Annotated in this window: 11 protein-coding genes; all 11 read right to left on the reverse strand. The window is 36.2% G+C overall.

The features are described 5' to 3' along the window. Positions 1–14 precede the first annotated feature (14 nt). A complete protein-coding gene (locus tag AC3ITQ_RS18445) occupies positions 15–929 on the reverse strand; it encodes a PorP/SprF family type IX secretion system membrane protein (protein WP_489235601.1) in 915 nt (304 codons plus the stop codon). A gap of 27 nt (positions 930–956) precedes the next feature. Continuing rightward, the gene (locus tag AC3ITQ_RS18450; RefSeq protein ID WP_489235602.1) at positions 957–2,246 is read right to left on the reverse strand and encodes a T9SS type B sorting domain-containing protein; all 1,290 of its coding nucleotides are present in this window, start codon (positions 2,244–2,246) and stop codon (positions 957–959) included. A gap of 242 nt (positions 2,247–2,488) precedes the next feature. After that, positions 2,489–7,891 (reverse strand): collagen-like domain-containing protein, encoded by a 5,403-nt coding sequence (locus tag AC3ITQ_RS18455; RefSeq protein ID WP_489235603.1) that lies wholly within the window; start codon positions 7,889–7,891, stop codon positions 2,489–2,491. A gap of 543 nt (positions 7,892–8,434) precedes the next feature. Next, positions 8,435–9,178: a rhamnogalacturonan acetylesterase gene (locus tag AC3ITQ_RS18460; protein WP_489235604.1), complete on the reverse strand. Its 744-nt coding sequence runs from the start codon at positions 9,176–9,178 to the stop codon at positions 8,435–8,437. Between the two features lie 207 nt (positions 9,179–9,385). Then, positions 9,386–10,735: a glycoside hydrolase family 28 protein gene (locus AC3ITQ_RS18465; RefSeq protein ID WP_489235605.1), complete on the reverse strand. Its 1,350-nt coding sequence runs from the start codon at positions 10,733–10,735 to the stop codon at positions 9,386–9,388. 26 nt (positions 10,736–10,761) lie between these two features. Then, positions 10,762–11,913, reverse strand: coding sequence for a pectinesterase family protein (locus tag AC3ITQ_RS18470; RefSeq protein WP_489235606.1), 1,152 nt, complete (start codon positions 11,911–11,913; stop codon positions 10,762–10,764). Between the two features lie 7 nt (positions 11,914–11,920). Then, positions 11,921–13,519, reverse strand: coding sequence for a glycoside hydrolase family 43 protein (locus AC3ITQ_RS18475; protein WP_489235607.1), 1,599 nt, complete (start codon positions 13,517–13,519; stop codon positions 11,921–11,923). Positions 13,520–13,700: 181 nt separating this feature from the next. Continuing rightward, a complete protein-coding gene (locus AC3ITQ_RS18480) occupies positions 13,701–14,924 on the reverse strand; it encodes a glycoside hydrolase family 88/105 protein (protein ID WP_489235608.1) in 1,224 nt (407 codons plus the stop codon). 21 nt (positions 14,925–14,945) lie between these two features. Then, positions 14,946–16,166, reverse strand: coding sequence for a glycoside hydrolase family 88/105 protein (locus tag AC3ITQ_RS18485; protein ID WP_489235609.1), 1,221 nt, complete (start codon positions 16,164–16,166; stop codon positions 14,946–14,948). A 101-nt stretch (positions 16,167–16,267) separates the two neighbouring features. Then, positions 16,268–17,233, reverse strand: coding sequence for a DUF4861 family protein (locus AC3ITQ_RS18490; protein WP_489235610.1), 966 nt, complete (start codon positions 17,231–17,233; stop codon positions 16,268–16,270). Between the two features lie 12 nt (positions 17,234–17,245). After that, on the reverse strand, positions 17,246–18,181 hold the full coding sequence (locus tag AC3ITQ_RS18495; protein ID WP_489235611.1) for an alpha/beta hydrolase fold domain-containing protein: 936 nt from the start codon (positions 18,179–18,181) through the stop codon (positions 17,246–17,248). Between the last annotated feature and the right edge of the window lie 93 nt (positions 18,182–18,274).

The following is an 18,274-nucleotide window of genomic DNA, read 5'->3' on the forward strand; positions in this document are numbered from 1 at the left end:
TGTATTAATCATTATTAGAAGAATCTTGGACTTACCAATCTCGTTTTCGATTTACTTAATAAATCAAATCTTAAAAATATCTCATGTGATCCTGAATTGTAATTTCCAAGATTTGTAGTATCATAATCATATCCATAACCAACTTGAATTCCATCAGTCACCTGAAAACCAGCTAATGCACTAATACTGGCATCCCAACGATATGCAGCCCCAAGAGTCAATTTATCATTAATCAGGAAATTTGCTGACATATCAACAGCTACTGGTGCGCCTACAACAAATTTAGCTAGTACTGCAGGCTTAAACCTTAAGTACGGATTGATATCAAAAACGTATCCCCCCATTAAATAATAATGGGCTTTAGTCGAATATACAGATGCAGCTACATCATCATAAAACTCTGTTTTTAATAATTTCGGCACCGATATTCCGGCATACCATTTAAAAGTGTGGAAATAAACCCCAGCTCCTACGTTTGGAGAAAACTGAGATTCACTTCCTGTCATGTATGGATCCTGACTTTCCGTATTTAATTTTGTGTAATCAACCTCAAAATTGTCAAAACCTCCCGAGATACCAAATGAGATTTTCAACTCATCCGTTGGCATAATAGTGTACGCATAATTCACCATAAAACCAGTATTTTTTGTTGGTCCAATTTGATCACTTACCACATTTAATCCAAGACCATTTCCATGATATCCCAATGGTGTCTGAATCGAAAAATTCATCGTTTTTGGTGCTCCATCAAGGCCTACCCATTGTGTTCTGTATAATGCCATAGCACTTAAAACCTCTCTTGACCCGGTATATCCTGGATTAAAAGTCATAGTATTATACATGTATTGCGAATATTGCGATTCCTGTTGCGCAGAAGCCCCGAGAATGCCTAAAAACAATAATGATACTATATAAAAAAGCTTTTTCATTATTTCTATTTATTATGTTCTATTATATTATTGATTGTTTATGTATAAGTACCCGGATTGCTCCACTACTTTTTTCGTATTATTGTACTTCAATATGTAGAAGTAAGTTCCCGTTGGTAGTTTTTCTCCTCTATTTATCGTTGCACGGCCATCTGAATATCCTCTAAACATATTATCTGATTCATTATAAGATTTCGCATCAAATACTTTTACTCCCCAGCGGTTATATATTTCAACCACGTTGTCTGGATACTTATCAATTCCTTTAATATGAAAACTGTCATTAATTCCATCACCATTAGGAGACACAGCATTGTAAACAATCAATTTATTCTCTGGGAAGTCATCTTTCACAATGGCCATAGTAAAAATTCCATAGCCATTTACAGGCGCTGTTAAAAGTTTTTCAAAGTTTTCAGTTTGGGCAGGATCACTTGTCTCTCCTTTGCAATTAACCCATTTTTGAAGTGTGTCATCCCAACGTACTATAGCAAGTTTGGTTCCTGATGGGGTGTTAAAAAATGTCGAGGGAGTCGTCTTATCATTTAAAGTCAGACTCAATACAATTTTTTCAGTCCCATTTTCCTGTGTTACTTTCCAATATTCAGCATCGTTTATTGTTAAAATTGTTTCCTCTTTTTGAGAATGAGGGTAAAGAGCATTCGAATTTTGATAAAAATATTGTGTAGTAAAAACATTTTTTATATCAGATGAAGATCCAGCAATTGTTGGCCTGTAAAAAAGTTGATTCCCAACCGGAAATTCAAATATGCTATTTCCTTTTTTTTGCACCATTCCATCTACAAAACTTTGATTTCCAACATTTGTATACGATGCTTTCTCATCAAAAATCATTTTACCATTGTAATCTCCTGCATTAATGATTCCGTTTTTAAAATCCGAATTATTATCAACTTTAATTGCCGTTTTAAGTTGAAAAGGCATTAAAGATGTCAAATTATTAAAAACAACATTTTGAAAATCAGCAATCTGAGAACCAGTAATTATTTGTTCCTGCTCGCCCGTAAAAGATGTTGTTCCTGAATTTTTCTCACTATAAGAAACAATCCCATCATTATTGTAATTCTGAAAAGCATGTACCTGCCCATCATTAATAAAATTACCAGTGGTTGTGTTATCGTAATCCATGTAGATTGACAATATTGTATTACCACTTACTTTTAAATTTCCCTTATTAACTAATTGAGCCTGGCTATTTTGAGATAATAGTAGCAGGCTTATAAAACTAAAAACAAAGTTTAAACCTATTCTGTCTTTTTTCAAGACAAACTGAAGACGTTGTAAATCTTTTATCATTTTATATAAATTTAATTTTACATTATCATTTAAAATCACTCTAAATGAAAGTGCAAAATTAGAAGCATAGTAAAGAGTTTACGACCTCTAGAAGTCATTGCTATATCAAAATAAGGTCAATTTTACAGCTAATTTTTATTAGTTTTAAAAGAAAAAGGGGCATAACTTTATTAAAGTTATACCCCCTTTCAAGCTACATTTAACTTAGTACCACTACAAAGTTTAACCTGCTAATTTTAATACTATTTTAAGTAATCAATTATAATATTATCATTTGCCATCAATGAATAAGCACCATTGTTTAGAGGTTTATAAGTTAAAACGTTTCCAATTACGGCTAATGCATCATTATCGATACGAACACCATTAATATATAATTTCACTTTAGCTAAAGAAGACGGTGCAGCCGCTAATGTAAAGTTAGTTTGGCCGACAGTTGCTGTAAACTCATCTATAGCTTGTTGAGGAACTATGGCATTTACTACATATGGACTAGCATCTGTCCCTGCTCCCGTGATACTTACATTTGTTCCTGCATTAGTTTTTCCGCCAATTCCAGCAACCCCCTGAATACCTTGTGGTCCAGTTGCTCCAGTTGCTCCTGTTAAACCAATTGGTCCTTGCGCTCCTGTATCTCCTTTGTCGCCTTTTGCACCTGCTGCGCCAGTTAATCCTACAGGACCTTGTGCGCCAGTTGCTCCCGTTAATCCAATTGGACCCTGTACTCCAGTATCTCCCTTGTCTCCTTTTGCTCCTGCCGCTCCAGCTAATCCGATAGGACCTTGTGCGCCAGTTGCTCCAGTAGCTCCTGTTAAACCGATTGGTCCTTGTAATCCAGTATCTCCTTTTGCGCCTGCTGCTCCAGTTAACCCGATTGGACCTTGTGCTCCTGTATCACCTTTGTCTCCTTTTACACCTGCTGCGCCAGTTAATCCTACAGGACCTTGTGCGCCAGTTGCTCCCGTTAATCCAATTGGACCCTGTACTCCAGTATCTCCCTTGTCTCCTTTTGCTCCTGCCGCTCCAGTTAATCCGATAGGACCTTGTGCGCCAGTAGCTCCTGTTAAACCGATTGGTCCTTGTAATCCAGTATCTCCCTTATCTCCTTTTGCACCTGTCGCTCCAGTTAATCCGATAGGACCTTGTGTGCCAGTTGCTCCAGTTGCTCCTGTCAAACCAATTGGACCTTGTAATCCAGTATCCCCTTTATCCCCTTTATCTCCTTTTACACCTGCTGCTCCAGTTAAACCGATTGGACCTTGTGCGCCAGTCGCTCCTGTTAAACCAATTGGTCCTTGCACACCCGCATCTCCCTTGTCTCCTTTTAAGCCTGCCAATTGTGTTGGAGTGAAATCTGTGTATTCAAAATCTTTTCCAGCATCTCCTTTGTCTCCTTTGTCTCCTTTTAAACCTGCCAATTGTGTTGGAGTGAAGTCTGTGTATTCAAAATCTTTTCCAGCATCTCCTTTGTCTCCTTTGTCTCCTTTTAAACCTGCCAATTGTGTTGGAGTGAAGTCTGTGTATTCAAAATCTTTTCCAGCATCTCCCTTATCGCCTTTGTCTCCTTTTAAACCTGCCAATTGTGTTGGAGTGAAGTCTGTGTATTCAAAATCTTTTCCATCTATTCCATCTTTACCATTAATTGGTGTCCAGGTACCATCAGGTTTCTGAACATAAACATCTCCGGTTGTATTATCAACATACATCGTGATGCCTTCTCCAGGATATCCTGCTTCTCCTTTATTGCCAGGTATTCCGTTTCCGCCAGCTACGCCAACTTCACCTTTGTCTCCCTTGTCTCCTTTTGCGCCTGTAATAGGTGTCCAGGTGCCGTCTGCATTCTGAACATAAACCGTACTGGTTTCCTTGTCCGTATAAATATTAATATCTTTTCCAGGGTAACCTGCTTCTCCTTTGTTTCCAGGTACTCCGTTACCTCCCGCTGTTCCAACTTCTCCGTCCTTACCATTAATTGGTGTCCAGGTACCATCAGGTTTCTGAACATAAACATCTCCGGTTGTATTATCAACATACATCGTGATGCCTTCTCCAGGATATCCTGCTTCTCCTTTATTGCCAGGTATTCCGTTTCCGCCAGCTACGCCAACTTCACCTTTGTCTCCCTTGTCTCCTTTTGCGCCTGTAATAGGTGTCCAGGTTCCGTCTGCATTCTGAACATAAACCGTACTGGTTTCCTTGTCCGTATAAATATTAATATCTTTTCCAGGGTAACCTGCTTCTCCTTTGTTTCCAGGTACTCCGTTACCTCCCGCTGTTCCAACTTCTCCGTCTTTACCATTAATTGGTGTCCAGGTACCATCAGGTTTCTGAACATAAACATCTCCGGTTGTATTATCAACATACATAGTGATGCCTTCTCCAGGATATCCTGCTTCTCCTTTGTTTCCAGGTATTCCGCTTCCGCCAGCTATACCAACTTCACCTTTATCTCCCTTGTCTCCTTTTGCGCCTGTAATAGGTGTCCAGGTTCCGTCTGCATTCTGAACATAAACCGTACTGGTTTCCTTGTCCGTATAAATATTAATATCTTTTCCAGGATAACCTGCTTCTCCCTTGTTTCCAGGTACTCCGTTACCTCCGGCTGTTCCAACTTCTCCGTCTTTACCATTGATTGGTGTCCAGGTACCATCAGGTTTCTGAACATAAACATCTCCGGTTGTATTGTCAACATACATCGTGATGCCTTCTCCAGGATATCCTGCTTCTCCTTTATTGCCAGGTATTCCGCTTCCGCCAGCTACGCCAACTTCACCTTTGTCTCCCTTGTCTCCTTTTGCGCCTGTAATAGGTGTCCAGGTTCCGTCTGCATTCTGAACATAAACCGTACTGGTTTCCTTGTCCGTATAAATATTAATATCTTTTCCAGGGTAACCTGCTTCACCTTTATTTCCAGGTACTCCGTTACCTCCGGCTGTTCCAACTTCTCCGTCTTTACCATTGATTGGTGTCCAGGTACCATCAGGTTTCTGAACATAAACATCTCCGGTTGTATTATCAACATACATCGTGATACCTTCTCCGGGATATCCTGCTTCTCCTTTATTGCCAGGTATTCCGCTTCCGCCAGCTACGCCAACTTCACCTTTGTCTCCCTTGTCTCCTTTTGCGCCTGTAATAGGTGTCCAGGTTCCGTCTGCATTCTGAACATAAACCGTACTGGTTTCCTTGTCCGTATAAATATTAATATCTTTTCCAGGGTAACCTGCTTCTCCTTTATTTCCAGGTACTCCGTTACCTCCGGCTGTTCCAACTTCTCCGTCTTTACCATTGATTGGTGTCCAGGTACCATCAGGTTTCTGAACATAAACATCTCCGGTTGTATTATCAACATACATCGTAATGCCTTCTCCAGGATATCCTGCTTCTCCTTTATTGCCAGGTATTCCGCTTCCGCCAGCTACGCCAACTTCACCTTTGTCTCCCTTGTCTCCTTTTGCGCCTGTAATAGGTGTCCAGGTGCCGTCTGCATTCTGAACATAAACCGTACTGGTTTCCTTGTCCGTATAAATATTAATATCTTTTCCAGGGTAACCTGCTTCTCCCTTGTTTCCAGGTACTCCGTTACCGCCGGCTGTTCCAACTTCTCCGTCTTTACCATTGATTGGTGTCCACGTACCATCAGGTTTCTGAACATAAACATCTCCGGTTGTATTATCAACATACATCGTAATGCCTTCTCCGGGATATCCTGCTTCTCCTTTATTGCCAGGTATTCCGCTTCCGCCAGCTACGCCAACTTCACCTTTGTCTCCCTTGTCTCCTTTTGCGCCTGTAATAGGTGTCCAGGTGCCGTCTGCATTCTGAACATAAACCGTACTGGTTTCCTTGTCCGTATAAATATTAATATCTTTTCCAGGATAACCTGCTTCTCCCTTGTTTCCAGGTACTCCGTTACCGCCGGCTGTTCCAACTTCTCCGTCCTTACCATTAATTGGTGTCCACGTACCATCAGGTTTCTGAACATAAACATCTCCGGTTGTATTGTCAACATACATCGTGATGCCTTCTCCAGGATATCCTGCTTCTCCTTTATTGCCAGGTATTCCGTTTCCGCCAGCTACGCCAACTTCACCTTTGTCTCCCTTGTCTCCTTTTGCACCTGTAATAGGTGTCCAGGTTCCGTCTGCATTCTGAACATACACCGTACTGGTTTCCTTGTCCGTATAAATATTAATATCTTTTCCAGGGTAACCTGCTTCTCCCTTGTTTCCAGGTACTCCGTTACCGCCGGCTGTTCCAACTTCTCCGTCTTTACCATTGATTGGTGTCCACGTACCATCAGGTTTCTGAACATAAACATCTCCGGTTGTATTATCAACATACATCGTAATGCCTTCTCCGGGATATCCTGCTTCTCCTTTATTGCCAGGTATTCCGCTTCCGCCAGCTACGCCAACTTCACCTTTGTCTCCCTTGTCTCCTTTTGCGCCTGTAATAGGTGTCCAGGTGCCGTCTGCATTCTGAACATAAACCGTACTGGTTTCCTTGTCCGTATAAATATTAATATCTTTTCCAGGATAACCTGCTTCTCCCTTGTTTCCAGGTACTCCGTTACCGCCGGCTGTTCCAACTTCTCCGTCTTTACCATTGATTGGTGTCCACGTACCATCAGGTTTCTGAACATAAACATCTCCGGTTGTATTGTCAACATACATCGTGATGCCTTCTCCAGGATATCCTGCTTCTCCTTTATTGCCAGGTATTCCGTTTCCGCCAGCTACGCCAACTTCACCTTTGTCTCCCTTGTCTCCTTTTGCACCTGTAATAGGTGTCCAGGTTCCATCTGCATTCTGAACATAAACTGTACTGGTTTCTTTGTCCGTATAAATATTGATGTCTTTTCCAGGGTAACCTGCTTCTCCTTTGTTTCCAGGTACTCCGTTACCTCCGGCTGTTCCAACTTCTCCGTCTTTACCATTGATTGGTGTCCAGGTACCATCAGGTTTCTGAACATAAACATCTCCGGTTGTATTATCAACATACATCGTAATGCCTTCTCCGGGATATCCTGCTTCTCCTTTATTGCCAGGTATTCCGCTTCCGCCAGCTACGCCAACTTCCCCTTTGTCTCCCTTGTCTCCTTTTAAACTTGCCAAATATTCTGTTACAGTTTTTCCTTCATTTCCAGGAATCTCTTTCCAAATTTCAAAAGCAGATTTTCCATCTTTTCCAGCTACCCCACCGCTTCCATTTATCGGAGACCATGTTCCGTCAGAATTTTGAACATAAACTGTACTTGTAGATTTATCGGTATAAATAGTAACATTTTCACCCGGATATCCAGGCTCACCTTTAGGACCAGGTACAGAATTACCAGCAGCAGCAGTAAGATCACCAGAAATTAGCATTCTATTCCATCTATTGTCAAACCAGTAATAGTAACCTGGGGTAATGTTTGCATTATTAGTAGTATTATAAACCAACAAACTAACAATATTACCATTTTCAATTGTCTTCTTATCATCTGTACTTGTTAAGGCAATCTGTGGTATCAACATACCTTTGTTGTTAGAAAAAACTTCCAATTGAGCAGAAGATTTTGGGTTTAATGTTCCTATACCAACCTGCGAGTAGGCAGATATAGTTCCTAAAACAACAAATAAAGGGAGTAATCTATTCTTCATAACATCTTAATTATTATGTATTTAATTATTTTCTTAAGTGTTCCTAACTCAAACATCCAAGTTTGAAGGTGCAAAGTTCTCCCTAAATACCTTTTTACTTTACCACCAAAAGTTTTTTAAATTATAGATTAAGGTATTTGAAATACGCTCCGATACTCGTATTAAAATATGAAAAACTCTTTAGAGCCTAAAAACAATAAATATAGCTTCCTATTTACTAATAGTAAAAACATATACAAGAAGACATGTTAAAACAAAAAAAATGGGACAGCATAAGCTCTCCCATTCTTGCGAAAAAAATATCAAAATATTTAAACGGTAAAAAATATTAAGAATAAAAAAAAACAATAAACTTCTATCAAGGTAAGATTTCTTACTAAGACGATACAAATTTGATATAAACTAGAAATTAAATTTACCTTTAGAAATTATAATACTAGCAGATTAGGGTAACATCTATTTTAATTGTTACGAGATATAAAAAACTATAACATAATAAGTTTTTTTCATGCTAAAGTTTTAAATCTTAAAATGTATTGAAACTTACTTAATAGATTTTTTAAGTTTTTCTAAAGTAGGCTCCTCTAAAATCCTAAGTTGATTAATAAAAATTGTAGCAATTTTTGTTGCTCCTAACAAAGACAAATGCGTATCATCCGCTTTATCTTTATCATAATAAGCATTTTCTCCCACTTTGAAGTGCAAATGCAATTGCTTCGATTTTTCAGGTCCATATGATTGTTCCAGCAATTCGGTATAATATTCCAAATCAATAAAGGGGACGTTATATTCCTGCGCTACTAGTCTTGTTTCTAATGAATAATCACCATGCGTTGATACTAATACCCCTTTTTCATTAAAATTTCGTCTGGCAATTGATGTAAGTAATATTGGTGTTGCACCTTTAGCTCTTGTTTCTTTTACGAATCGAATTAAATTATATCTATAGCTTGTATGCGGGTTTGTATATCTGGTTGAATCTTCAATTTTTTCATCATTATGTCCAAACTCTATCAATACATAATCTCCTTTCTTGAGCTTTTTATATATCGAGTCCCAACGATTTTCATTTATAAAACTTTTTGTACTTCTCCCATTGACAGCCTTATTCTTTATAACTATACTCTCAGTAAAAAAAGGCTGAAGTACTTGTGCCCATCCATGCTCAGGATTACTTTCCGGATCTTTTTTGTTTGCCATTGTTGAATCACCAATACAATAGACTGTTGTTTTTTGAGCTAAACAGGTTGTTGTTATAAGGAAGAGGATTAGTATATATTCTTTCATTTTTTAGACTTCTTAGATTTATTGAAAACTTTATTGCTTATGTTTTTTTCTATTCTTTGTTGAATTACTTTCTGAAAACTTTGCCGAGTTTCTTGTGTGTTCCTTTGTCAGAATAACAAAACTGAGTAGAGTTTCTTGCGGGTATTCCTCGTTTCTCGGAATAACTAGATTGAGGAAAACCTTTGCTCCTTTGAAACTTGAAAAAAACTATTTGGCTGCTGTAGGAACGGTGGCTCTTTTTCCAATAAAAACATCGGTCATTAATACATTTTCTGCATTTTCGTTTGAAATGGCGTTTTTCGCTGACTTTATTTCAATATTAGTTAAAGAAATATTCTTAATTTTTTTGTCTGGAAACCCCTGGATCACAATTCCTGATTCTGATGCTTTATTGCAGGTAATATTTGAAAAATGGATATTTGAAATTTCTGATTGAAATCCTCTACCTTCTCCATGATAATTCGCGGTCATATATAAACAATCTTCGACCTCATCTAACTGAATGTTTCGAACAAAAATATTTTTTATAAAACCTCCACGATCTGCATTGGTTTTTAAATAAATTCCTCTTTTTAAATAGCCAACCGTTTTGCAATTCTCCACATATACATTTTGGACTCCCGCAGACATTTCACTACCAATAACTACTCCATGCAAGCCTTTAAAATTACAATTTCTAATTACAATATTTTCACTTGGCGTTGCTGTATTGGCTCTTCCTTCATGATCTCTTCCCGCTTTAATAGCTACATTGTCGTCGCCATTATCAAAGGTTACTTTTTCAATTAAAACATCTTTCGCATATTCTGGATCAATACCATCATTGTTATAATTTAACGATTTATAGCTAACACCACGCACAGTGATACTTTGTGATTTCAATAAATGTAGACACCAAAAAGGCGAATTTTCTATACGAATATTTTCAACCAAAATGTTTTTACAATTAAAAAACTGAATCATTTGTGGACGTAAAAAATACCCTTCCCCAAAAGTTCTTTCTTTCAAAGGAACATTAGTATGATTCATCTCACGACTTCTATTTTTACCAGCTTCCTCTTTTGCTTTAAAGCTCTTCCATGTCTTACCTCCTTCTCCATCGATAGTACCTTCACCTGTTATGGCAATATTAGAGCATTCGTATGCATAAATTAGCGGACTGTAATTGTACAACATTGTACCTTCCCAACTTGTTAGAACCATAGGTAAATAGTCTTGTGGATTATCGCTGAATTTAATTTTTGCACCTTTCTCTATCTTAAGATTTACATTGCTTACAAAATGTATTGGTCCGTTAATCTTATAGATTCCTTTAGGAACAATGATGGTCCCTCCGTTATTCTTTTTACACAACGCCATTGCCTTGTCAAAAGCAACTTTATTATTGGTTACAGAATCTCCTTTAGCCCCAATTTTTTGGATATTTATTTGATAAGAAGGAAAAATAGGCAACTGAATCCTATTGACAATTGAATCAACTTTTGCCGTCGGAAATTCGCTATTCTGAGCAAAAGAAAAGCAAGAAAGTAATAAAAAAAAGAGACATTTAACATTCATAATATATATTTTTTTGAAGCCAAAATTTATCTGGAATACCACTTTTGATCTGAATCTTTAAGAATGTTTTCTATAGTATATTTGTCCGCTTCTGATTTTTTAAGCTGATGTGACCATGATACTCTTTTGGCTGGTTGCGAGCCTTCACCTTTACAATTGTATTCGGCATAAAAAGAATTCTTTTCAGCATCAGATTTATACCAATTTTCCCAACCTTCGGCTTTAATCTGTTTTCCCATGTCACAATTTATATAAACTGTTTTGGCATAAATTCTCCAAGGTCTTCCTAAGTAAACTGCTGTCGCATCAGGATTAGCGGTAAGTTTACAATTTTTAAAAACAAAACCAAATGGAGTTCCTTCAGGAGTTGAAGCTGCCGTTATATAGGAACTTTTGATACTGTGAATAGTACAATTTTCAAATAAAGCAGTTGCACTTCCAAAAATAAAATCGGTTGTACCTTCTATATAACAGTTATTAAAATATTGTTTTGCTTCTTTTCCGGAAAGGTATAAAGTATCCTGATTTCCTAAAATAATACAGTTTGAAATCTTTGCACGATTGGCCACGACGGATAATGCAATCCCCTGACCATTATCTCCCGAAGTATTTTTTATGGTTAAATTAGATGCCGAAAAATCATCTCCTTCCACTAAAACTGTATAGGTGTAAAAAGTACTATTTCGCCCTAGATTGACTTTCTTAAAATTGTCGTCAAAAGCTATAATGGTATTTTCTTTGCTTTCACCAATTAATGTTAAATGCGTATTCCATTCGGGAATTCTAACCTTCTCATTATAAATTCCGTTTTTTATATTGATGATGACCCTTTCATATGGAAAGGATGGGGAGGCGTATATCGCATCCTGAATTTTGGTATAATCACCAGATCCGTCTTGTGCAACAACTAAAACTACTTTATCATTTTTTAATGCAATCAGCTTTTGTTTTTCTGCTTTCCTAAGTAAATTTTGCATTTGGATATTCTTTGGCCACCCAATAATATTACTTTGAAGCAACAAGACATTTTCTGCAATTGCCTTTGCCTCCGTTGTGCCACACCAAAGTAAATCATTTTTACGAATAATGTCTGGCCCACTTTTATAATTGTTTTTCGCCTGAAGACCAAAACTTAAAACCGATAAAAGAAATAATACTGTTTTTCTAAATTGACTCATCGTTATTTTATTTCGTTATTCTAAACCAATCTACGACAACATTTCCTGAGTCATTTGTTACTTTTTCGCTCAAGGCAAAAAGTCCAACTTTGGCACCAATCCATTTTCCCTCTTTTGCATTAAAATCACTTCCAATTGAGGAATATTTTTTATCATCCAAACTATAAGAAAAATTACAAACTCCTCCTTTTTTAATCTGAACTCTCAAATAAATTGTATTGTTTGAAACTAATATTGGAGTCGTTTCTGTTTCTGAAACTTTTTTATCAAAAGTTCCTGTTTTTTGATTTAAATACAGCTTTCCGTTATCATTTCTAAGGCACAAATAACTATAGTCTAATCCCATTATTAAAAGTCCTGTCGACTCACCATTTAATCTTGCGTTAAAAGTTAATTTAGTAGTCGTTGTAAATTCTTCAGCAGGAAATTTTTGCAATAACAAATTTGGCGCTTCAAAGATTTTATTGGTTTCTTTTAATGTTGGTAAACAAAATAAATTTAGATATCCTAAACTCGTCGGAAATCCCCATTCTACCTGAGTATTTGCCTGCCATTGCCATTGCAGTCCTAATTTTGGATCATTGAACTCATCTGTTTCTGCAGGAGTTTCAATTGGATATTTCTTACCTACATTTGGTTTTTTGAAAGTCGTTACAGGCTCTCCAATTCCGTTTTTATCATAATCTTTTCCCATTACAGGCCAATCCTTTTCCCATTTCATAGGCTGAAGATGAACGATTCGCCCGTATGCTCCTTTATCCTGAAAATGTATAAACCAATCTTCACCCGTTTGTGTTTGTACCCATGCTCCCTGATGTGGCCCATTTATAGTAGTTTTACCCTGCTCTAAAACTTTCTTTTTCTCATAAGGACCAAATACATTTTTCGATCTTAAAATCGTTTGCCAGCCTGTCGAAACTCCTCCCGCCGGAGCAAAAATATAATAGTATCCATTTCGCTTATAAAACTTTGGTCCTTCAATTGTACCTTCACTTTCATGACCATCAATTATCATTACTTCATCATTATTAGCAACAGTTCCCTCTGCATTCATTGTACAAACTGTGATTAAACTTTTAATTTTAGCACGACTTCCTGCATAGGCATGTACCAAATAAACTTTTCCATCATCGTTCCATAACGGACTAGGATCGATTAATCCCGATCCTGCTTTTACTAAAATAGGTTCAGACCAGGGTCCTTCGGGCTTTTTGGCTTTTATCATATAAATTCCAAAATCAGGATCCGGATAGTAAATATAAAATTCATTATTATGAAAAGTTATACTTGGTGCCCAAACTCCGTTGCCATGCTGTACTTTATCAAAAGTTTCTGTTGGTATTTGTTTGGAAAGTGCATATCCGATAATTTTCCAGTTGACCAAATCTTTAGAATGCAAAATAGGTAAACCGGGAATGCAGTTAAAGGACGATGCAGTCATATAAAAATCATCACCTACTCTAACGGCATCCGGATCTGAATAATCTGCGTGAATTATTGGATTTGTGTACGTTCCGTCTCCATTATCAGGTACCCAAACCTGGGCTAAATTCTTTTGTATTGAAAACAGCGATAATAGAAGAATAATGGCTTTTATCTTTTTCATTTTTTAAGACTACTATTAGGTCAGCTTTTTTTGTGTCATTTCGGAGGAGAAATCACATCCATAAAGTGACGTACTGTGTGTCTTCACTTTATGTGATTTCTCCTCCGTCGAAATGACAAACTTTATGGTTAATTCTCTACATTAAACCTGTTAAGTTTCTGTTGAAGATATCAACTTAAAATTATCTGTTCAATTCTAAAGCGGCTAAAATAAACGGACCTGTTGCTTTAGGATCGTTATCTTTTTTTCTTTCATTTACATAATAGTCATACGAACCATCTCTATATGGATTACCTCCTAAACCTGCAACCTGACAGCAATTTGTTAATGTGATACCTCCATCTTCATCTACCTTTTTGATTAAGACTTTAGTCAAACCATCAAAAGCCTTGTTAGCCAGTTTTTTATATTTTTCTGGTAGATATCCTTTATTAGCTCCTTTTGCAAAAGCATAAGCAAACATTGAAGATCCGGAAGCTTCTAAATAATTTCCTTTTTCTCCACCTTTATCTGTTACCTGATACCATAAACCTGATTTATCCTGATATTTCGCCAAAGCTGTACAAGCATTGTTTAAATACTTTACCAATTCTTTTTGTTTTGGATGCTCTTTTGGCATATAGTCCAACACATCAACCAAAGCCATAACATACCATCCTAAAGCTCTTGACCAAAAGTTTGGTGAATTTCCTGTTTCTTTATTTGCCCAAGGCATTTGTTTGCTTTCGTCCCAACCATGATATAATAATCCTGTCTTTGGGTCTGTAGCGTGTAACTGAATTAATTCAAATTGTTTAGCTATATCGTCAAAACTTTTTCCTCCTTCAAAAGTAGCAGTGTATTGTGCATAAAATGGTTCTCCCATATACAAGCCGTCAAGCCACATTTGGTTAGGATAAATTTGTTTGTGCCAAAATCCTCCACTTTCTGTTCTTGGTTGTTCTGTCAATTGTTTACGAACTAATTGCAGTGCCTTCAAATATTTATCCTCTTTTGATTCTGCATAAACATCAAAAAGTAAACGTCCGGGCACAACCAAATCAATGTTGTATTTGTCAAATTCATACGTTTTAATAGATCCGTCACCTTCTACAAACTGATCTACATAACTTCTTACGTAAGCCTTATATCCAGGATCTGGATTCTTTTTGTATAATTCTTCAAATGAATGTAAAACCAAAGCATGTACGTAATCCCATTTCGGCTTTTTAGAGTCGTCTATCATGTAACTTTCAGGATGACGTTTCATCAAAGTCAAAGCCATTTTATCCGACCATTTTAAATCTTTAGAAATTACGATATCCTTACTTGCAGGCTCTTGCGAAATCACTTTACAACTTGTAAAAGCCATAACACAAACTAGTAAAGCCGATACAAAATAACCTTGTTTTCTACTATTCTTCATTTTAAATATATTTAAATTCTACTACTTTTCTAATTCTAATGCAGCTAAAATGAAAGGGCCTAATCCATGAGAATTATCTACCTTTATTTTTTCTTTAATATAATACTCGAAAGAGCCATCACGATACGGATTACCACCTAATCCTGCACTTGCACAGACTTGTATAATATGTATTTCGCCATCAGGATCAACAGTGATTAACTTCTTTGTTATACCGTCAAAACCTTTTGCTGCGAGATCTTTATATTTTTTTGGTAAGTATCCTTTGTTTGCTCCTTTTGCAAAAGTATAAACAAACATTTCTGAACCGGATGCTTCCAGATAATTACCTTCTTTTGAGCCTGCATCCGTAATCTGATACCATAGTCCCGTCGGGTCCTGATATTTTGCAATAGCTATTGAAATTTCATTCAGAAATTGAATTAGTTCTTTTCTTTTAGGATGATCTTGTGGCATATAATCCAATACATCAACAAGCGCCATCATATACCAACCAATAGAACGCGACCAAAAATTAGGTGAAGTTCCCGTTTCTTTATTGGCCCATGGCATTTGTTTGCTCTCATCCCATGCATGAAATAATAAACCTGTTTTTTTATCAATAGTATGCAAATGGATCTCCTCAAATTGTTTTGCGATATCATTAAAATCTTTTCCACCATCAAAATCTAAATTATAATGCGCATAAAATGGTGTTCCCATATACAAACCGTCAAGCCACATTTGGTAGGGATAGATTTTCTTATGCCAGAATCCGCCAGAGTTTGTTCTTGGATGTGTTTCTAACTGCTTTCTTAAAGTTTGCATTGCAGTTAGATAACGATTGTCTTTTGTTCTTTTATGAAGATCAAAAAGCATTTTTCCGGCATTGATATTATCTATATTGTAATCTTCTAATTTATAATTCAGAATTTCTCCTGAAGGATTTATGACTGTTTCACCGTATTCTTTAATATAATCTCCATAAACCGGGTTGTTTGTTTTATGATACAATTTTTCGAATGAAGTCATAACTAAACCCAGTTTATAATCCCATTTTGGTTTTTCGTTATTGTCAATCTGCCATGCTTTCGGATCACGTTTTATTATCGAAAGCGCCATTCGCTCTGACCACTTCAAATCTTTAGAAATTACTATTTCATTATTTAAAGTTCCCTGAGCTATGATTTTACAACAAAAAAATAATATCATAAACCCCAGAACAATTGAAGCGGCATAATTTATATTTCTATTGTCTATCATTGTAAATGTGTTTACTAGTACTTATTTAATGCTATTGTGCTTCACTAAAAGTATACCCATAGCTACTTCTAATTCCATTCCCTTTTGTCCTTGCACTTCAATTACATTTTTCCTTTTTTATTTAAAATTTCTAATTTTTCATCTAAATATTTCACAAATTCTTCTTTCGATTTTATTCCGCTCACTTCTTGTTCCCAAGCGCCTAAAAGGTAAAATGCAGTTGCTTTTGTGGTTGGTTTGAAAACTAGTAAATAATCTAAATCTGTCTCAATATTATTTTCAATTGTTCCTGTTTTGTAAAAAATAGCCATCCCTAACTTATCGGGAACCAATGATTGTTCGCCGTAAGTAGCTATGTAAGCCCACTTTTTATTTTTGCTGTCTTTTTTAAACAACTCCGTATTTTTTTGCTTTGCAATTCCGGTGCAAATTCCCTTAATCTCTTTTGAAGCTTTAATCGTGTGCTGTGTATATAGCTGATCTGGTTTAATTGTTAATTCTGATATAAAGTCGATTTTATCTGAAGCAGTTTTCCAACCATAATAATTCACCTTTACACCTGACTGAGTCGTTTTGTTTACCACTGTTGCAATAGTAGAATCTACTTCACGAAAATGTAACTTTTCATTATTTAAATAACGATCAATTGAGCCAATTCCAATTGCTTTACCCGCTTTTAGAATATCAGCACCCCAATCACTCATTTCATGATACGAATCAAAATTATCCTGTCCAACTTTTGGCAAAATCATCTCTGACGTCTTTTTTCCAAAAATATCAATTGCGTTTCTCCAGTCTAAATACAAACGATATCCAATTCTGTTACTTTCCCAACCTGGTCCCTCATAGCGAATATCAAAAGAATGATCTGTATGCTCAGGAGCCAATTTTAGTCTGTCAACATTTTTAAAAACTGTTCCGCCTTTGTATTTTCTTCCTTCCCATTTTCCGTCTGTTTTGGCTGAAATTTCAGCATATGTTTTTGCCGTTTTAATATCGTATTTTTGAGCACTTACTGCCATTGATCCTAATAAAAGTAAGCTTGTTATTGTGATTTTTGTTTTCATCTTGTATGCGAATTATTTAAAAATTTTATCTAAAAATTGTGTGGTGTAAACAATTGTTTCACTGAACCAGGGTTCAAAAAACCAAAAAGAATGAGGTGAATTCTCAATTGTTTTAACTTCACTATAAATTTTATATTGATTTAAAATGGCGATCATATCATCTCTCCCTGCATGAAATCTGGGAAAACTACTATTTATGAAAAGTATCGGAGGTGAACCTTTATTTGTGTGGTTTAAAGCCGATGCATTCTTCCAATTTTCAGGTTTTTCATCATAAGTACCTCCAAGCCAAAATGAAGCCACATCTCCTTCTGAAGATTCTGGATGTTTAAATGCTAAAACTCCATCAATATCAATAATAGCCTGAACTTTTGAAGAAGATTTACTCTTAAACGATTTATCTTCAAAATCTAAAATTTCATTTGTTGTACCAATCAAAGCTGCCATTTGTCCTCCTGATGAGCAACCTAAAACGGCAATTTTGTCTGGATCTACATTAAATTTTATAGCGTTATCTTTTATAAATTTTATGGCATTTTTTACATCATAAATTCCTTCCGGATATTTTGCTTCTAATGACAATCTGTATTCAATTGCAAAACAAGAATAACCTTTTGAAGCAATCTCTCTGGCCATGTCCTGCATTTGATCCTTATTCCCTGATCTCCAGCCACCACCATGAATCATGATTACTATGGGATTGTTTTGTTCCTTATTAAAGAAAAAAGCATCCAAATGCAACATCCTGTCTTTATGCTTTTGATAAATGACCTCTTTAATTTCAGTAACTGCAATATTACTCTGACTTTGCGAGACGGTTATAAAGGGGTATTTTTTGATTAATTTATTATAAGTACTTTTTATAGTATAGGAAGTATCTACACTATAATTGCTTTGAGCAAAAGTAGCAGCAGAGATCAGCAGTACTATAAAAAATATCTTTTTCATCTTAAAATGAAATTAGTTAAGTAAGGAGTTTGGTACTTTTCCAAACTCCTTCTTAACTTCTTCAAAAAACAATTTCTCAAAAAATTATCAAAT

It is taken from the genome of Flavobacterium sp. KH_001 (assembly GCF_057840745.1).